This is a genomic window from Tardiphaga sp., from assembly GCF_044340795.1.
Classification (GTDB): Bacteria; Pseudomonadota; Alphaproteobacteria; order Rhizobiales; family Xanthobacteraceae; genus Tardiphaga.
Genome location: NZ_JBIISY010000065.1, coordinates 1 through 18468, shown reverse-complemented (window position 1 = coordinate 18468; position 18468 = coordinate 1). Strand labels below are relative to the sequence as shown.

The 18468-nt window shown below is 62.9% G+C and carries 17 protein-coding genes; 8 read left to right on the top strand and 9 right to left on the bottom strand.

Going from position 1 to position 18468, the window contains the following annotated elements; translation table 11 throughout:
• Positions 1-8 precede the first annotated feature (8 nt).
• From ACIQ17_RS13060 to ACIQ17_RS13050, 3 genes are all read right to left on the bottom strand, one after another.
• Positions 9-2210, bottom strand: a complete 2202-nt coding sequence (locus tag ACIQ17_RS13060; RefSeq protein WP_398469190.1) for an RNA degradosome polyphosphate kinase — start codon at positions 2208-2210, stop codon at positions 9-11.
• 263 nt (positions 2211-2473) lie between these two features.
• Positions 2474-3151, bottom strand: coding sequence for a chromosomal replication initiator DnaA (locus ACIQ17_RS13055; protein WP_398469188.1), 678 nt, complete (start codon positions 3149-3151; stop codon positions 2474-2476).
• A 29-nt stretch (positions 3152-3180) separates the two neighbouring features.
• A complete protein-coding gene (locus ACIQ17_RS13050) occupies positions 3181-3735 on the bottom strand; it encodes a CDP-alcohol phosphatidyltransferase family protein (protein WP_398469204.1) in 555 nt (184 codons plus the stop codon).
• A 167-nt stretch (positions 3736-3902) separates the two neighbouring features.
• Between ACIQ17_RS13050 and purM the strand changes: the two genes are divergently transcribed.
• Positions 3903-4976 (top strand): phosphoribosylformylglycinamidine cyclo-ligase, encoded by a 1074-nt coding sequence (purM, locus tag ACIQ17_RS13045; RefSeq protein WP_398469186.1) that lies wholly within the window; start codon positions 3903-3905, stop codon positions 4974-4976.
• 7 nt (positions 4977-4983) lie between these two features.
• The gene (gene purN / locus ACIQ17_RS13040; RefSeq protein WP_398469184.1) at positions 4984-5634 is read left to right on the top strand and encodes a phosphoribosylglycinamide formyltransferase; all 651 of its coding nucleotides are present in this window, start codon (positions 4984-4986) and stop codon (positions 5632-5634) included.
• Between the two features lie 106 nt (positions 5635-5740).
• Here the strand turns inward: purN and ACIQ17_RS13035 are convergent, their stop codons facing one another.
• Positions 5741-6565: an alpha/beta fold hydrolase gene (locus ACIQ17_RS13035; RefSeq protein ID WP_398469182.1), complete on the bottom strand. Its 825-nt coding sequence runs from the start codon at positions 6563-6565 to the stop codon at positions 5741-5743.
• Between the two features lie 315 nt (positions 6566-6880).
• Here ACIQ17_RS13035 and ACIQ17_RS13030 point away from each other — a divergent pair, with 315 nt between their 5' ends.
• Entirely contained in the window at positions 6881-7906 is a 1026-nt protein-coding gene (locus ACIQ17_RS13030) for an alpha/beta fold hydrolase (protein WP_398469180.1), read from the top strand.
• On the top strand, positions 7903-8850 hold the full coding sequence (locus tag ACIQ17_RS13025) for a fatty acid desaturase (protein WP_398469178.1): 948 nt from the start codon (positions 7903-7905) through the stop codon (positions 8848-8850). The genes ACIQ17_RS13030 and ACIQ17_RS13025 overlap by 4 nt, the downstream gene beginning before the upstream one ends.
• A gap of 3 nt (positions 8851-8853) precedes the next feature.
• On the opposite strand, the gene ACIQ17_RS13020 is transcribed toward ACIQ17_RS13025, so the two are convergent.
• Together ACIQ17_RS13020 and ACIQ17_RS13015 are read right to left on the bottom strand one after the other, a co-directional pair.
• The gene (locus ACIQ17_RS13020; protein WP_398469176.1) at positions 8854-9435 is read right to left on the bottom strand and encodes a TetR/AcrR family transcriptional regulator; all 582 of its coding nucleotides are present in this window, start codon (positions 9433-9435) and stop codon (positions 8854-8856) included.
• 53 nt (positions 9436-9488) lie between these two features.
• Positions 9489-11447 (bottom strand): adenylate/guanylate cyclase domain-containing protein, encoded by a 1959-nt coding sequence (locus ACIQ17_RS13015; RefSeq protein WP_398469174.1) that lies wholly within the window; start codon positions 11445-11447, stop codon positions 9489-9491.
• Positions 11448-11610: 163 nt separating this feature from the next.
• On the opposite strand from ACIQ17_RS13015, the gene ACIQ17_RS13010 reads away from it, so the two are divergent.
• Positions 11611-12018 (top strand): hypothetical protein, encoded by a 408-nt coding sequence (locus tag ACIQ17_RS13010; RefSeq protein WP_398469172.1) that lies wholly within the window; start codon positions 11611-11613, stop codon positions 12016-12018.
• Between the two features lie 28 nt (positions 12019-12046).
• Here the strand turns inward: ACIQ17_RS13010 and ACIQ17_RS13005 are convergent, their stop codons facing one another.
• The gene (locus ACIQ17_RS13005; protein WP_398469202.1) at positions 12047-12817 is read right to left on the bottom strand and encodes a multiprotein-bridging factor 1 family protein; all 771 of its coding nucleotides are present in this window, start codon (positions 12815-12817) and stop codon (positions 12047-12049) included.
• A gap of 186 nt (positions 12818-13003) precedes the next feature.
• On the opposite strand from ACIQ17_RS13005, the gene ACIQ17_RS13000 reads away from it, so the two are divergent.
• The 3 genes from ACIQ17_RS13000 to ACIQ17_RS12990 all read left to right on the top strand — a co-directional run bounded on the left by ACIQ17_RS13000 (position 13004) and on the right by ACIQ17_RS12990 (position 17013).
• Complete coding sequence (locus ACIQ17_RS13000) at positions 13004-15268, top strand: marine proteobacterial sortase target protein (RefSeq protein WP_398469170.1); 2265 nt, start codon at positions 13004-13006, stop codon at positions 15266-15268.
• Between the two features lie 92 nt (positions 15269-15360).
• Complete coding sequence (locus ACIQ17_RS12995) at positions 15361-15966, top strand: class GN sortase (protein WP_398469168.1); 606 nt, start codon at positions 15361-15363, stop codon at positions 15964-15966.
• Positions 15967-16020: 54 nt separating this feature from the next.
• Positions 16021-17013, top strand: a complete 993-nt coding sequence (locus ACIQ17_RS12990; protein ID WP_398469166.1) for a ketopantoate reductase family protein — start codon at positions 16021-16023, stop codon at positions 17011-17013.
• 4 nt (positions 17014-17017) lie between these two features.
• Here ACIQ17_RS12990 and ACIQ17_RS12985 read toward each other — a convergent pair whose 3' ends face one another.
• Together ACIQ17_RS12985 and ndk are read right to left on the bottom strand one after the other, a co-directional pair.
• Complete coding sequence (locus tag ACIQ17_RS12985; protein WP_398469164.1) at positions 17018-17851, bottom strand: TerC family protein; 834 nt, start codon at positions 17849-17851, stop codon at positions 17018-17020.
• A gap of 94 nt (positions 17852-17945) precedes the next feature.
• Positions 17946-18368 (bottom strand): nucleoside-diphosphate kinase, encoded by a 423-nt coding sequence (gene ndk, locus ACIQ17_RS12980; protein ID WP_398469162.1) that lies wholly within the window; start codon positions 18366-18368, stop codon positions 17946-17948.
• Between the last annotated feature and the right edge of the window lie 100 nt (positions 18369-18468).

The following is an 18468-nucleotide window of genomic DNA, read 5'->3' as shown; positions in this document are numbered from 1 at the left end:
CCGATCCCTTACGACGATTGCTGGCGTTCGGAGCGGCGTGTGAGCCGCCGCGGCGATGATTTCTCGAGCGACTTTCCACGGCCAGACAGACTCGGATTCGTCATGAAGTAGTTATGTACGTTGAAGGGCTCCTCACCCTTCGCAGCCTTCATACGCGTTGACGACCCATCGGGCAACAACCGCCAGCTCTGCTCGGTGTCCTTCAGGTTGGCGACCATGATCTGTTCCAGCACCTGCGTATGCACCGTCGGGTTTTGCAACGGGCACAGGACCTCGACGCGACGATCGAGATTGCGGGGCATCATGTCGGCCGACGAGATGTAGATCATCGCCTTCGGGCTCGGCAGGCCGTGGCCCATGCCGAAGCAATAGATGCGGCAATGTTCGAGGAATCGGCCGATGATCGACTTGACCCGGATGTTCTCCGAGAGACCGGGCACGCCCGGCCGCAGGCAGCAGATACCGCGAATGATGAGCTCGATGGACACACCCGCCTTTGACGCCTCATACAGGGCATCGATGATGCCGGGATCGACCAGCGCATTCATCTTGAGCCAGATGGCGCCGGGCTTGCCGGCCCGCGCGAATTCCGCCTCGCCCTTGATGTGATCGATGATCTGCTTGCGCAGCGTCAGCGGCGACACCGCCATCTTTTCGATGTCGCTCGGCTCGGCATAGCCGGTGATGTAATTGAACACACGCGCCACATCGCGGCCGATGATCGGATCGGACGTGAAGTAGGAAAGGTCCGTATAGATGCGCGCGGTAACCGGATGATAATTGCCGGTGCCGGTATGGACATAAGTCGTCAGCGCACCGCCCTCGCGGCGCACCACGAGGGACAGCTTGGCGTGGGTCTTGAGTTCGAGGAAGCCATAGACCACCTGCACGCCGGCGCGTTCGAGGTCGCGGGCCCAACGGATATTGGCTTCCTCATCGAAGCGCGCGCGCAGTTCGACCAGCGCCGTCACCGACTTGCCGGCTTCAGCCGCCTCGACCAGCGTGCGCACGATCGGAGAGTTGTTGGAGGTGCGATACAGCGTCTGCTTGATCGCGACCACGTCGGGGTCGCGTGCCGCCTGCTGCAGGAACTGGACGACCACGTCGAAGGATTCATAGGGGTGATGAACCACCAGATCCTTCTGCCGGATCGCCGCGAAGATATCGCCGCCATGATCGCGCACGCGCTCGGGATGGCGCGGCACGTAAGGCACGAATTCGAGGTCCGAACGATCGAGCCGCGTCAGCTGCGACACCTCATTCATGGCGAGCACGCCATCGACCAGCAGGATTTCATCGTCGGAGGTCGCCAGCGCACGCTGCACGAAGGCGCGCAACTCGACCGGCATGGTCGCCTCGATCTCGAGGCGGATCACCGAACCGCGGCGGCGGCGCTTCAGGGCGGACTCGAACAGGCGGACGAGATCTTCCGCTTCTTCTTCGACTTCCAGTTCGCTGTCGCGAATGATGCGGAAGGCACCCTGCCCCTGCACGACATAACCGGGGAAGAGACGGCCGATAAACAGGCCGGTCGCCTGCTCCAGCGTGATCAGGCGCGCTTCGCCATCCTTGCCGGGATTGGGCAGGCGGATGAAGCGATCGATCTTGCCTGGCATGCGGATCAGCGCATTCATCGTCTTGCCGTCGGCCACGCGCGTCAGGTGCAGCGCGATGGTGAAGCCGAGATTCGGGATGAACGGAAATGGATGCGCGGGATCGATGGCCAGCGGCGTCAGCAGCGGAAAGATGTTGTGGAGGAAATGATCCTCGATCCAGCTGCGTTCGGCCTTGGTGACATCCTTGCCGTCGAGCAGCACGATGCCGACATCGGCCAGCATGTTGCGCTGCTCGCGCCAGATGGCCTGCTGGTCGGTGGCAAGCTTGGATACGGACGCATTGATCAGCACAAGCTGTTCAGCCGGCGTCAGCCCATCCGGACTGCGCTCGGTGATCCCCTCGCGGACCTGTGCCTTCAGGCCGGCGACGCGGACCATGAAGAATTCATCGAGATTGTTGGCGGAGATCGACAGGAAGCGGACGCGTTCCAGTGCCGGATGGCCGGGATTGACCGATTCCTCCAGCACACGACGATTGAAATGCAGCCAGGAGAGCTCGCGATTGATGAAACGTTCGGGCCCCGATGCGATCACGTCGACCGCCTTGGCCTCACCCTTTTTCTCTTCAATCGCAATCTCTTCAGCAGAGTCCATCAGGTCGTCATCCATCCAATTCGAGTCGTGGTCTTAACCAGCCAATACCCGCATTCTCCGCAACGGTCACATGACAGTTATATGACACAAACGAGGCGACCACCTCGGAATGCAATACCCATCGCGCGACGTGCCGATCGGCTCCAAAGCGTCGGCTGTCGCGTCGGAGTCGTCTGCGTCGCTCGGTTCGGGAGGTGGCGCGATGTCGGACATGACGGGCAGTGTACGGGGTTTCCGCACAAGCGAAACCCTGTTTTGATGGCTCAGGATTCCCGCAACAGCTCGGCGGCAAGGGCTCGTGTGACGGGCCGGCCGAGGCGCAGAGCTTCGCTGTCCAGCAGCTCGACGGTGCGCCGCGCCGCAACAAATGATCGTTCGATCCGGCTGGCGATATAGCTCACGACATTCTCGTCGATGCTCATCTGGCGATCGGCACAGAATTTGACGATCAGCGCCCGGAAAAGATGATCGTCCGGCGCCTTGAGCTGGACCACGGGGACGGCCCGCAGGCGCGAGCGCAGATCGCGCAACGCGATCTCCATGGCAACCGGTGCAATCCGGGCGGTGATGAGCACGTAAGCACCATCCTCGCGGGCAAGATTGAGAAGATGAAACATTGCCCGCTCGTCGAAGCTGTCGGGGCTCAGATCCTCGACCACGACGGCACCGGTGGCCAATGCGCCCGGAACGGTCGCGGCGGTCAGCGCGTGTGCCATGGTCGAACGCGCACCGGCCTCCTCGGCCCAGATCGCCGCCAGATGGCTCTTGCCCGAGCCTTCCGGCCCGGCCAGCAGCATCACGCGATTTGGCCAGTCCGGCCAGCTGTCGATCAACCCCAGCGCCTCGGCATTGGCGGTGCCTTCGAGAAAGTCGTCGCGCGACAGGCTCTCCGCATGAGGCAATGCAAACGCCAGTTGACGGGGTTGGACGCGAACAGACACGCAGATACTCCAGGCCGGGTGACCGGCAATTACTCAGGGCGCGCGCCCGTCTCGATCGTGCTCATGTGCCTCACCCACTCCACAAGGTAAAGGCCAACGGAGGCGAGCGTCAGAACGGTCACAAAACCCATTAAAATCAAGTCGTAAGGCGACGAATTGAAACCAAATCCGAGGGCCGCGAGGACCAAGGCGGCGAATGCCACCTGGGCCACCGTATTGAGCTTCGAGACCATCAGCGGCTTCATCGGGATCGGCTTGCCGAACAGCCAGGAGACGATCACGGCACCCACGATCATGATATCCCGCGACACCACCAGAATCACCAGCCAGCGCGGCACTGCCCCCCATATCCCCAGGGACACGTAGATCGACACCAGAAGGGCCTTGTCAGCCAGCGGATCGAGCAAGGCGCCGAGTTCGCTGGCCATGTTGAAGCGCTTGGCGAGGAAGCCATCCACGGCATCGCTGACCCCGGCGATGATGAAAACCGCAAAGGCGATCTGCATCTGGCCAGATGCAATCGCCCAGACGACGATGGGAACCAGCAGGATGCGGCCCAGGGTGATGATGTTGGGGATGCTCAACTGGTGTTTTCCGGCTTCGGCCCGTGCCAAAATCCGAGCGTGGCGGCTCTGACCGGCATACCGCTGAGATAGTAGCCGGGATAGCGTTTACGAGCCATTGCGCAGGGGCAATTTCCGACGTAACCAGCGGAAAATTCACAATTTCGCACTTCGCCAGGATACCGGGCATGACCGACCAGAAAAAAGGCCTCACTTACGCGGATGCAGGCGTCGACATCGATGCCGGCAACCGGCTGGTCGACCTCATCAAGCCGATGGTCCGCGCCACTGCCCGTCCCGGCGCCGATGCCGAGATCGGCGGCTTTGGCGGCTTGTTCGATCTCAAGGCCGCGGGCTTCAAGGACCCGATCCTGGTGGCGGCCACGGACGGCGTCGGCACCAAGGTCAAGATTGCCATCGAGGCCAATGTCCATAACGGGATCGGCATCGACCTCGTCGCCATGTCGGTCAACGACCTCGTGGTCCAGGGCGCCGAGCCGCTGTTCTTTCTCGACTATTTCGCCTGCGGCAAGCTCGACCCGGAAGCCACCGCCTCGATCGTCGCCGGCATCGCCGAAGGCTGCCGTGAGTCCGGCTGCGCCCTGATCGGCGGCGAGACCGCGGAAATGCCCGGCCTCTACAAGGACGGGGATTACGATCTTGGCGGCTTTTCGGTTGGCGCCGCCGAGCGCGGCACCCTGTTGCCGACCAAGGACATGGCCGTCGGCGACGCCGTGATCGGCCTGGCCTCGTCGGGTGTGCATTCCAATGGTTTCTCGCTGGTCCGCAAGATCGTCGAGCGCACCGGCCTGTCCTATGCCGACAAGGCGCCGTTCTCGCCGGTGATGACGCTGGGTGGCGCGCTGCTGACCCCGACCAAACTCTATGTGAAGTCCTGCCTGCGCGCGATCCGCGAGACCGGCGCCGTGAAGGGCCTCGCCCATATCACCGGCGGCGGTTTCACCGACAACATTCCGCGCGTGCTGCCGAAGGATCTCGGCGTCCGCATCGATCTGCCCGCCCTCAATGTGCTGCCCGTCTTCAAATGGCTCGCCGCCGAAGGCGACATCGCCGAGCTTGAGCTGCTACGCACCTTCAATTGCGGCATCGGCATGATCGCCATCGTCAAGCGCGAAGCCGTCGAGCAGGTCATGGAAATCCTGCGCGAGAGCGGCGAAACCGTTTCTCTGCTCGGCGACGTCATCGAAGCCAAGGGCGACGAGCGCGTGGTCTATGACGGGCATCTCGACCTGAAACTGTGAGGCCGTGATGCGTCCCGTCGCCATCCTGATTTCCGGCCGCGGATCGAACATGTCCGCGCTGATCGAGGCCGCTGCCGCCGACGGCTTCCCGGCGAAGATCGCGCTCGTGATCTCGAACCGCGCGGATGCACCTGGCCTCGCCAATGCGCAGGCCAACGGCATCAAGACGCTGGTGATCGAGAGCAAGCCGTTCGGCAAGGACCGCGCCGGCTTCGAGAAGTTGCTGCAGGCCGCGCTCGACGAGCACAAGATCGAGGTGATCTGCCTCGCCGGCTTCATGCGCCTGTTCACGGCGGAATTCGTCCAGCACTGGTATGGCCGGATGCTGAACATCCATCCGTCGCTGCTGCCGTCGTTCCCAGGTCTCGATCCGCACGGCCAGGCATTGCGCGCTGGCGTCAAGATTTCCGGTGCCACGGTGCATTTCGTGATTCCGGAAACCGATGCCGGTCCGATCGTGATGCAGGGCGCCGTACCGGTTGCCGGTGACGACACGGCGGAAACGCTGGCGGCGCGCGTGCTCAGTGTCGAACACCAGATCTATCCACAGGCGCTGCGGCTGCTGGCAACGGATGGCATCAAGATCGATGGCGATGTGACGACCAGCACCGCCGGCGTCGATGCTGAAGACAACCTCATCGCGCCGACGGTGATTTGAAACTCCGGCCCGTAGCCCGGATGAAGCGTAGCGCAATCCGGGGACCGGCGTTTCAGTGACCTCGACATCCCCGGATTACGCTTCGCTTCATCCGGGCTACAAATTCTTACCCCTTCACAAATGCCAGCAGATCCGGATTGATCACATCCGCATGAGTCGTGCACATGCCGTGCGGGAAGCCCGGATAGATTTTCAGCGTGCCATGCTTCAGCAGCTTGATCGACAGTTCAGCTGAATCAGCAATCGGCACGATCTGGTCGTCGTCGCCATGCATCACCAGCACCGGCACATCGATCGCCTTCAGGTCTTCGGTGAAGTCGGTCTCTGAAAACGCCTTGATGCAATCATACTGCGCCTTGGCGCCACCGATCATGCCCTGCCGCCACCAATTATTGATCACGCCCTGCGAAATCTTCGCGCCGGGCCGATTGAACCCGTAAAACGGCCCGGTGGGCACATCGACATAGAACTGCGCGCGATTGGCCGCGAGCGCTGCGCGAAAGCCGTCGAAAACTTCGAGCGGCAGGCCACCGGGATTGTTCGGCGTCTTCAGCATGATCGGCGGCACCGCACCGATCAGCACGGCCTTGGCGACGCGGCCCTTCTTCGAACGCGCCACGTAGCGCGCCACCTCGCCACCACCGGTGGAATGGCCGATATGGACGGCGTCCTTGAGATCAAGCGCATCGGCCAACTCGATCATGTCGGCGGCGTAGGTGTCCATTTCATTGCCGGTGCCGGTCTGCGTCGAGCGGCCGTGGCCGCGGCGGTCATGGGCGATGACGCGATAACCGTTGCTGAGGAAGAACAGCATCTGGGTGTCCCAGTCGTCCGAACTCAGCGGCCAGCCATGATGGAAGACAATCGGCTGCCCGCTGCCCCAATCCTTGTAGAAAATCTGGGTGCCGTCTTTGGTCGTGAAGGTAGGCATGTGAGCTCCTGACGGGTGATGGTAGACTGTGAGTTATCCCGGCGCGCAACTTGCTCGCCTCTGACGCCGCAAGCAATCGCCAGCGCCGCACGAATGGCGTCTTCACTACATTGTGCATTCCGGCCGCGCCCAGAACATTCGTCCTCGCCCCCCGCGCAAATAAAGGGCACGCCCCTGCCCGCAATTGATGCGGGCCTGGCAACATTCAGGATTGCACAGTCAGATATTTATTGTACGATTTGTACAATTATAATTCTCGCCTCATGAGCTGGGTATGCGGTGGGGCCGCGAGCGGACAGGACGGGATCTCATAGAATGAGCACATCACCCGACTATGACATCTTCGACGCCGGCGACGTGGCGCTGCAGTCGGGATCTGTATTTCCTGGTCTGAAGCTCGCTTACAAGACCTACGGCCGGCTCAATGCCGACAAGTCGAATGCCATTCTCTATCCGACATCATTCTCGGCCCAGCATGTGGACACCGAATGGCTGATCGAAACCGGAGCGGCGCTCGATCCGGAGCGTTATTTCGTCATCATTCCGAACCTGTTCGGCAACGGCCTGTCGTCGTCGCCGTCCAATACGCCCGCTTTCGGCGCGGACTATCCGAATCTCAGCTACCACGACGCCGTCGCCGTTCAGCATCGGCTCGTCACCGAGCAGTTCGGCATCTCGCGCCTTGCAATGGTCTATGGCTGGTCGATGGGCGGCATGCAGGCCTATCACTGGGCGGCCCGCTATCCGGACATGGTGGAGCGCGCCGCCGTGGTCTGCGGCAGCGCACGGTGTTCGCCGTTCAACACGGTGTTTCTCGAGAGCGTCCGTGCAGCGCTGAGCGCTGATCCCGCCTTCGCAAACGGCCGCTTCACATCGCGCCCGGCCGCGGGATTGCGCGCCATGGGGCGCGTCTATGCCGGCTGGGCGATGTCGCACGGCTTCTATCGCGACGAACTCTGGCGCGAGGGCGGCTTCACGTCGCTGGAAGACTATCTCAGCCGGTCCTGGGACCTGGCCTTCGCCCATCGCGATGCCAACAACATCCTCGCCCAGCTCTGGACCTGGCAGAATGGCGACATCAGCCACTGCAAAGAGTTTGGCGGCGACTTCACAAGGGCGATGGCGGCGATCAAGGCACGCGTGCTGCTCATGCCCGGCGCGACGGACAATTACTTCCAGGTCGGAGACAACGAGGCCGAGCTGCCGCTGCTCGTCAATGCACGTTCCGCCGAGCTCTGCCCGATTCCCTCGCTGCACGGCCACCGCGCCGGCAATCCGATCAAGATCCCTGCCGACAAGGCGTTCCTGAACGAAAAGATCAAGGCATTCCTGAGCTCATGACCGTCATCGACACCCACGACCACAAGCCGGTCCGCGCGCTGACGCCAGCGCAACTCAAGGACCTCTCAATCCGCGCCAACCTGCCCGGCCTGGTGCGTTCACTGAGCCATTTCGGCGCGATCCTGATCGTCGGCACCGCGGTCTGGCTGACCGTCACGCGCTTCGGCGCGATCTGGGCTCTGCCGCTGGTCGCGATCCAGGGCTATCTCATCGCCTTCCTGTTCATGCCCGTCCATGAGGCCGCGCATAAAACGGTGTTCACCAGTCGAGTCGCCAATGAGATCCTCGGCCACCTGTCATCGCTGCTGATCATCCACCCCTATGAGCATTACGCGCTGTTTCACTGGGATCACCACCGCTTCACGCAGGACCCCGCTCGCGATCCCGAACTGGTGACGGCGACCATCCCGACCTCCGACACCAAATTGGCAATCGCCTATACCGGTATCGTCCAGCTCATCAACCGCATCCGCCTGCTGTTTCGCCGTGCGATTTCGGGCCGCGCCGTTGCGCCCTGGATTCCGGAGAACAAGCAAAATCTCGTTGTCCGCGAAGCACGCGTCTATGCGCTCGTCTATCTACTGTTGCTTGCCGGCTCGATCATGCTGCAGACGACGGTGCTGCTGTGGTGCTGGATGCTGCCGCTGGTCGTCGGCCAGCTCTTTCTCCGGCCCTATCTCTATGCCGAACACACTGGCTGCGAACATACCCGCAGCGCCTATGAAAACACCCGCACCACCTATACCGGCGCGGTGATGAAGTGGTTCACCTGGAACATGCCCTTCCATGTGGAGCATCACGCCTACCCGTCGGTGCCGTTTCACGCGCTACCGAAACTGAATGCCATCGTGGACGATCGCATCCGGCACCGCGGCCTCGGCTATCACCGCGTCCATCGCGAGACTTTCGCCTGGTTCCGTCGCGCCCGGCAGCGGGACGCCTGAGGGTCACGCACCGGCCAGGACGACCTTGACCTGCCGTCGTGCATGGTCGGCCGTGACGGCACGGAAGCCGAACGCATCCTGATAGAACAGCGTGCCATAGATGCGGTCGTAGAGATCGCTCGCCGGCTCTGTGGACGTCACGCTGCCATCCTTCTGGCCAGCCTTGATGATCTTCGCAACCACATCGCGGCGCGCGCCGAGATAGCGCTCCGCAAACAAGCGCGCCGATCCCGTGCGCGCGATACATTCCGCAATCACAGCGAGTTGCACCTTGCCAAACTCGCCGCTCAGCGCGACGGCATAGGCCGATGCATGTCGGCCAATCCGCGCAACGGCGTCACCGTCTTCGGGGATCGGCAGCATCGACGCGGCCTGGCGGAGAAACGCATCGATCAGCAACGCCTCCCGTGACGGCCACCATTTATAGATGGTCATTTTCGAGACGCCAGATTCCCGCGCGATGGCATCGATGGAGGCCGCGGAGAGACCATCCGCCGCCATCATCCGATAGGCACTTTCGAGGATCGCCTCCTCCGTCTCGACGGAGCGCGGACGGCCGCGGCGGATTGGTTTGACGTCGGACATGATGGAACTGCATTCCGCTAATGGTTGCGGTGCTATAGCGCGAATTGGAGGGATCAAACAGCGGGATCGACACTGTCCGATAAAGGCAGCTGCAGCGGTTCCTCGTGCCGGCCGAGCAACTCGTAGACGCCGACCTCCTTGGCAAAGCCCTTCGGCTTGATGGTCGCGACGCTGCGGAACGTGAAACGGATTCCTGCCGCATCTTTCACGGCCTGGCTCACCAACACGCGCGTGCCGTAATCCTTGTTGAGGGTTTCGAGGCGCGATGCCAGATTCACCGTCGCACCGAGGGCGGTGTAGTTCATCCGGTCCGACGACCCGATATTGCCCACCATGACGTCGCCGACATGAAGCCCGAAGCGCGTATGATAGGCCGGCCATCCCTCGCGCTCGAATTCCTCGTTCAGGGCGCGGTTGACCTCGATACAGCGCAGCACCGCCTCGCAGGCCTGCAGAACATGGTCGTCATATTCGACCGGCGCGTTCCAGATCCCCATCACCGCATCGCCGATGAACTTGTCGACCGTGCCCTGATGCGCGGCGATGACATTGGACATCGCTGCAAAGTAGCGCGACGTGTACAGCATCACCTGCGTCGGATCCTTGTCCTCGGTCAGGGTGGTGAAATTCTCCACATCGGTGAACAGGATCGTCGCCTCGCGACGCGTGCCGCCAAGCTCGATGGATTCGCCGGTCTCGATCAGTTGCTGCACCAGCCGCTTCGGCACGAAATGCGAGAACGTCTGCACCAGCGAACGCATCGTATGGACGGAGCGGCCGAGATCATCGATCTCGCGGATCGGCGAGCGCAGCCGCGGCATGGCGGAGAACCGGAAGCGCTGGATGCGATCGACCTCGCGCGACAGGATGCGCAACGACAGTGAGAGCCGGTTGCCGATCAGAAACGCAAGCGGCAATGCGGTGAGCAACAGGAGCACCGCCACGATGATGAGCCAGCGCCGCTCCGCGACGATCTCCGAGTAGAATTCGTCGATCGGCGCAAAGACGATCACCCGAAGGTCGGCCGTCCCGGCTACATTCACGGGCTGGATGGCCGCCAGGTATGCCCGACCGTCAGGGTCCTTGAAAAACTGCTCTGACAGGCCCGTCTTGCGCCAGGCCTCGATTGCGGACGACGCTCCAGTCTTGTCGACCTCCGCAAGGCGCGGCAGGTCCGGCAGATGAGCGCCGGTCGCTCGCGCGCCCAGCCAGCGCGACAGATCGGGATGCGCGAGCACCCGCCCCTGCTCGTCGAACAGGAAGGCGATGCCGGATTTGCCGAGCCCCTGCTGGCGCAGCATCGTTTCCGCCTCCCCGATCAGGATGTCGCCGGCGACGACGCCCGCGCCTTCGCTGCTGATGGGGAGACGCAGCGTGTAGCCGACATTGCCGATCAGGTGGAAAATGTAAGGCGCCGTGAGCAGCGCCGCGTCAGGCTCGAAAGCGCCGTCATACCAGGGCCGCTTGCGCGGATCGTAATCGTCCGGCCCCGATATGCGGTCCAGCAGTCGCAAGGACCCGTCGATATAAGCCGTCGATGCCTGCAGTGCGCCGGTGGTCGCCGATTTGACGATCAAGACCATCCGGAACGCCGCCGCATCCGGCGCACCGATGCGCTTGCGCGCTTCAGGGCCTAGACGATCGAGCAAATCCATTTCGAGGAACGAACCGTCGTCATAGCCCATATACAGGCTGGAAAGCTGTCGGCTGTTCCGCAGCATCGAGGCCAGGAGATTGTAGAGGCGCTGATTGTCGCTGATATCGGCCGCCTGCACGGACGGCATGCCGCGCAGGATATCGAGATTGTCGCGGACCGACTTCAACTGGCTGTCGATACGATCGGCGGAGGATTGCGCCACCGCGCCGAGATAGGACGATGCGGCGGTTCGCACGATGGCATCGACGCGGCTGAAGCTGAGATAGAGAAGCGCCAGCCCGACGGTCAACACGATGCCGACGAACACCGCGATGATCGATGTTCGGAAACTGACGCGCCACTGCGTGTGTTTCATCACCCAAGGCCGCCCGCGTTAGCAAAACTCCAACATTATCGGTGCTATGCGATTGCTCCGATCGCCAAAGCATTATGCTGGCGTACCTCTGATTGCAAAGCATTAGCGGTATCCGCATAGTCTAGGCGCGCAAGTGTTTAACCGATCATTAAGGACACAGGATATGGCGGGCGCCGATATCGACGTGGTCATCCGGCAGACCGCGAAACAGCAGAACAAGACGATCCTCGCCGCTATCAAGGCGCGACGCGATCACTTCACCGGCCTCGCGGCCAAGGCGAAAGATGCGGCGTCCAAGGAGCGCTACAAGCAGGCAGCCAGGGATGTTGCCGAACATGGCGCCGCCGCGGCGCGCCGGTTGCAGGTCTCGGCCGACAACGCCGCGGACAGTTTTGCGCGCTCGATGCGCATGGCAGCGGAAATCTCGGCCGCAAAGGCCGTAGCGGATGCTGCCAAGGCCGCGGAAAAGCCTGCCGAAAAGGCGCCCAAGCCGGCCAAGAAGGCCGCTGCCAAGGGCAAGAAGGCCGTCGCGCCAAAAGCCAAGGCCAAATCGAAAAAGAAGAAGTCCTGATTGCGATGCGGCGCGGTGATCCGCGCCGCTATCCCTGCAGGAACATGGCGAAAGGCTCGTCCATGATCTTCTGCAGATGCGCGCGATAGAGATCGTAGTTGGGAGCACCTGCCGCGATCCGCCCATAGCTGGGCTCAGCGATCCCCGCCATTGGCACATAGGCGATGGGAGCCGCGATCGGCGTCAGCAGCGAACCACGACCGGCGAGCAGCGTGTTGATGATCCCGTACATTTCGCCAGCAATCGTCGGCCGCGACACCGTGATCAGGCGAAACTGGCCGTTCCGGTTGGTGACGAAATAGATGTGGCCCGACTGGTTCGGCACCGACACTTCACCGAATTGCGTATAGGCCGCGTCCTGCCGCTCGGCTTCGCGAAACTCGTAGCACGAGCCCATCGCGTCCCAGGCGATCTCGGTGCGATAGGCATAGATCGAGCCAGCCTCACCGAATGACGGTCGCAACGTGACATAGGCCCCGGCGATCCAGCTCATGGAACGGCGAGAATAAGCACCGAGACTGTCCGGCGCGACATCGCCATTGCCGTTTGTCGGCACGGGAGCAGCGGACGAATCCGCCACCTTCCGCAACGATACGCCGAGCGCTTCCTCAAGCCGCACGGTCGTCGCCAGCGTAAATGGCCGTCGGCCCCCGAGGGCTTTCTCCAGCGTCGAGATACTGAGCTTCGCCTGCTCCGCCAGCGTCTGCCGCGAAATGCGGCGGCGCGCGAGTTCCTCGCGAATGATGGCGGCAATTTCCCGGCTCTGTTCGTCGGAGAGCTGCTTGTCCGGCGTCTGCATCATCGTCCCTGTCATGGCGTCCGGCACAATAGCAGACGGACAGGGCCGCACAAATCCGCACATGCGCACATCGCCGATCGCGCATGTGCGGCGGTGAACGGCCAATCAATGCCGATCATCACGCTCCTCCGCCAGCCAAACGTCCCGCAAGACTTGGTCATCGCAATGCCTTCGGGAGCGCCTGACATGACCACCATCGATTACGATCACCACGACGCCGACGAGCGCGGCGCCACCGGATTGCCGGACCTGATTGAACAGATTCTGCTGTTCGCGCTCGGCGGCGTCGCCGCTTTCCTGCTGGGCATCGGATTGCTGTTGTTCGATCTCAGCCCGGCCTGGTCGGCCACACGCGACGATGCGCCCCGCTCCGGCGCTCTGATCATCAAGTCGGAAACGGGCAATACCGAAGCCACACGCCTCGGCATCGATGTCGATCTCACCGTGTCGGGCCCGACCATGCGTGCCCGCGTCACGCAGATGTTTCGCAACCCCACGAACGATTGGGTCGAGGCCGTTTACATGTATCCGATGCCGCAAGGCGGCGCCGTGGACACGCTGAAACTGGTGATCGGCGACCGCGTCGTTATCGGCGATATCAAGGAACGTGAACAGGCCCGTGCGGTCTATGAGCAGGCCAAACAGGCAGGCCAGAAAGCCGCGCTCACCGAGCAACAGCGGCCGAACATTTTCACCAATGCCGTCGCCAATATCGGCCCCGGCGAAACCGTGCTGGTCCAGATCGAATATCAGGAACCGGTACATCAGAACGGCAGCGACTTCTCGCTGCGGATCCCGATGGTGGTCGGGCCCCGTTACATCCCCGAGCCGATCGTGCAGAGTGTCGACCTGCGTGCCGATGGCGGCGGCTGGGGCAGCGCGACGTCCGATCCCGTGCCGGATCGCGATCGCATCACGCAGCCTGTGCTCGATCCCGCAAAACATGCGCCTGTCAATCCGACCACCATCACCGTGCGCCTGCAGGCCGGTTTCCCGCTCGGCGATGTCACCAGCCATCACCACCGCGTCAACATCGACAGCCCCGACAATGCCACGCGCGTCATCACGCTGGCCGACGGCCCGGTGCCAGCCGACCGTGATTTCGAACTGAGCTGGAAGCCCGTCGCCGAGAAGGCACCGTCGGTCGGCCTGTTCCGCGAGCAGATCGGCAAGTCCGATTATCTCCTCGCCTATGTCACGCCGCCGGTTGCGACGGCCGAACAGAAGCCGATGCCGCGCGAAGTCATTTTCGTCATCGACAATTCCGGCTCCATGGGCGGCACCTCGATCACCCAGGCCAAGGCCAGCCTGACTTATGCACTCGGCCGCCTGCAGCCGACTGACCGCTTCAATGTCATCCGCTTCGACCACACCATGGACATGCTGTTTCCCACATCAGTCCCCGCCGACAGCCGAAATATCAACAGTGCCACGTCCTATGTCGGCAGCCTGCAGGCGTCCGGCGGCACCGAGATGGTGCCGGCGATGCGTGCCGCACTCAGCGACGACGCGAATAGCGAAAACGCCGCGCTCCGCCAGGTCGTGTTTCTCACCGACGGCGCCATCGGCAACGAGCAGCAGCTGTTCGATACGATCACCGCGTTGCGAGGCCGCTCGCGCGTCTTCATGGTCGGGATCGGCTCGGCGCCCAACACGTTCCTGATGACGCGCGCTGCCGAACTCGGCCGCGGCACCTTCACTCATATCGGTTCGACAGCGCAGGTCGAAAGCCGCATGCGTGATCTGTTCGCGAAGCTCGAAAATCCCGTCGTCACCGGCCTTGCCGCGACCTTCTCCGAAGCCAAGGCCGATCTCACGCCGAATGCCCTGCCCGATCTCTATCGCGGCGAACCGCTGGTGCTTGCGGCACGTCTCGACAAGCTCGCCGGCAATGTCACCATCAAGGGCCGCATCGGCGCTCAGCCCTGGACCGTGACGCTGCCCCTCGATCGCGCGGCCGAAGGCAAGGGCCTCTCCAAAGTGTGGGCACGCCGCATGATCGACGATGCCGAGGTGGCGCGCACGCTCAACAAGCTCAAGCCTGCCGATGCCGACAGCGCCATCCTGTCGCTGGCACTCGAACATCAGCTCGTCACGCGGCTCACCAGCCTTGTTGCCGTCGACAAGACACCGAGCCGACCGGCCGGCGAACCGCTCAAGCTGTCGGAGATGCCAGTCAACCTGCCCGCAGGCTGGGATTTTGCAAAAGTGTTCGGCGACCGCCAGCAGCTGCAGCGCCAGCCGGCGGAACGCCGGGCTGAAACGGATGGCAATCCGGTTCAGGTCGCAGCAGCGAAGCGTCTGCAGCCCGTTCCGGTCGCGCAGCCCGCCACCGTGCAGTTGCCCAAGACCGCCACCGATGCAGAGCTGAAGATGATGCTCGGCTTCGTCCTGCTGTCGCTGAGCCTGCTTCTCCTGATGTTCGGCCGCCGTCGGATGATCCCCCGCTGACGGCGACGATGGGAGGAATGGTTCCTCCCGGCGCGCGTGGCGTCCCCGGCCGCGCGCGTCCTCTCTTTCCCTGACCATGCGAGGACATCGCCATGTTGCGCATCGCCGCCGTCTTGTTGGCGCTGATCGGCATCATTTTGTTCGGCCAGGGCAGCTACATCCATGCCAAGGCCATGCTCGCCCAGGTGCTGCTCGAACGCGCCTTTACGGCCTCGCTCGCGAGCGGCCAGCCCGTCAAACCGTGGTCATGGGCGGATACATGGCCCGTGGCGCGGATCGAGGTGAAACGCCTCGATGCCAGCGCCATCGCTTTGCATGGCAGCAGCGGACAGGCGCTCGCTTTTGGCCCCGGCCATGTGGAGAATACGCCGGAAGCCGGCGAGCCCGGCATTGCCGTCTATTCCGCCCATCGTGATACGCATTTCCGTTTTCTTGGCGATGTCATCGTCGGTGACGAGATCGAGGTCACGCGGCGCGATGGCCGTCACTTCCGCTATCACGTGACCAGCACGTCGATCGTCCCCTTCGACGCTTCGGATATCGATGCCCGCGCCAGACAAACAGGACTCGCGCTGACGACCTGCTGGCCGCTCGACTCCGTGACCGAAGGACCGCTGCGCTATGTGGTCCACGCCACCCTGCTGGATGGACAACCGATATCTCCGATTGCATTGGTCGATCCCGCTCGGACGAAGTAGTCTCCGGCATCAGAGCGGCGATCGAAACGCCGCCGAATGACAGGGAGTGAACGAATGGCGAAAGTCGCAATCGTCGGCTGCGGTGCGATGGGATCGGTCTATGCGGCCTTGATGATCGATGCCGGCCACGACGTGCATGCGATCACGGCATGGCCGGACCATGCCGAAGCCATGAACACCAATGGCCTGCGCTGCGAGGGCATCAGCGGCGACCGCACCGTGCCGATCCATGGCGCAACCACCACCGACGGCATCGGCCCCTGCGATCTCGTCATTATCGCCACCAAAGCGTTCGACGTCGAGGCAGCCGCCAAAAGCTGCGCGCCCCTGCTCGGCCCCGAGACCGTCGTGCAGACGATCCAGAACGGCCTTGGCTCGCCCGAAGTCGCAGCGCCGATCCTTGGCGCCGATCGCATCGCCGTCGGCGTGGTCGGCGGCTTCGGCGCGTCGATGCGCGGCCCCGGCCATGTCCATCACAATGGCATGGAGATGATCCGCTTTGGCAGCTTTGCCGGCCTGCCGAAACAGCTGGTGCAGGCGTCTGCGAAAATCTGGGAGTCGGCAGGATTCAAGGTCGCGCTATTCGACGACATCAAGCAGATGGTGTGGGAGAAGCTGATCATGAATGTCGCCTTCTCCGGCACGTCCTGCACCACGGGACTGACCATCGGCGAGATCATCGACGATCCCGATGCCTGGAAAGTCGCCCGCGGCTGTGCGGAGGAGGCAATAGCCGTGGCCCGCGCATCCGGAATCACGCTCGATGTCGGCGAACCCGTCGCGCATGTGCGCAAGCTCGGCGGCAAGATCCCGCATGCCAAGCCATCGATGTTGCTGGACTACGAGGCCGGTCGCCGCTGCGAGATCGATGCGATCAATGGCTCGATCCCGCGGCTGGGTAAGCCGCTCGGCGTGCCGACACCAGTGAACGATACGGTGGTCGGCATCGTGAAGGCGCGCGAACGGAAGATGCTGCGCTCAACCCATCCTACAAAACAAAACGGGCGCCGAAGCGCCCGTTCAATTAATAATGCTTTCCGGAGCTGACGGCTTAAGCCGCCTGCTCCGCATGCGCAGCCATGCTGCGGCGGCGCCACAGCCCGCCGACCGCCAGCACGATGAAGATGCCGAGCAGGCCGCAGAGGATCTCGCCGCCGGTGCCGTCGCCGGTGAAGCGGATGCCGCTGCCGAGCGACGCGAACACGCCATCGAGGCTCGCGCCGAGCGCACCGCCGAAGAAGCTGTGCAGCGCCGGCATGACAGCCGGATCGGTGGCGATGACTTCGCCCGCGACCCAGCCGAGCAGTGCGGCACCGAGCCAGACCAGGACCGGCAGGCGGGTGAGCAGCGCCATGATCAGCGCGGCGCCGGCAACGATCAGCGGGACGCTGACGGCCAGACCGAGGATCAGCAGTGGCACGCTGCCATTGGCGGCGGCGGCAACAGCGATGACGTTGTCGAGGCTCATCACGATGTCGGCGATGACCACGATCTGCACGGCCGCCCACAGATTCGAGGCGGCCTTCACGCCGTCCTCTTCCTCAGGTTCGGGCACCAGCAGCTTGGCTGCGATGATGATCAGCGCGAGGCCACCAACGAGCTTGAGATAGGGCAGTGCCATCAGCGAGGCGACGATGCCGGTGAAAATGATACGGAGAATGACAGCTGCGGCGGCGCCGAGGATCATGCCCCACATGCGCTGCTTCGGCTCGAGGCCGCGGCAGGCGAGCGCGATCACGAGGGCGTTGTCGCCCGACAGCAGAACGTTGATCCAGATGATCTTGCCGACGGCAACCCAGAAAGCGGGCTGCTGCATCTCGACCTGAAACTGGGTGAAAACCGACTTGATCGTCGCCGGATCGAAAACTTGCAGTATCCAGTCCACCGCGCGCCCCTCTTTCGTTTGTTCGTCGTTATCGTCTTATGGAAATGCCGGCGCGCCCCCGCGCGCCGGCAGATAGTGGTGGTCGGGCTAACGCTTAGCCGACGATCTCGTTGCCCGAGAAGAACTGCGCGATTTCGATCGCGGCGGTCTCGGCAGCGTCCGAACCGTGCACCGAGTTCTCACCGATCGACTTGGCGTGCGCCTTGCGGATGGTGCCTTCAGCGGCCTTCGACGGATCGGTGGCGCCCATGACGTCGCGATACTTGAGGATCGCGCCTTCGCCTTCCAGCACCTGCACGACGACCGGACCCGAGGTCATGAAGTCGACGAGCTCGCCGAAGAAGGGACGCTCCTTGTGGACGGCGTAGAAGGTGCCGGCCTGTTCCTTGGTCATGCGGATACGCTTCTGCGCGACGATGCGCAGGCCGGCCTTTTCGATCAGCGCATTGATCGCGCCGGTCAGATTACGCTCGGTCGCGTCGGGCTTCAGAATCGAAAAGGTACGCTCGATGGCCATGGTTCATCCTCGAATAGCAGTGTTGGAAAGATGGCGGCTTATATCGGTGCGCTCCCGGAACGGCAAGCGATCCGTCGGCAGTGCCGGTACCGATCCGGAC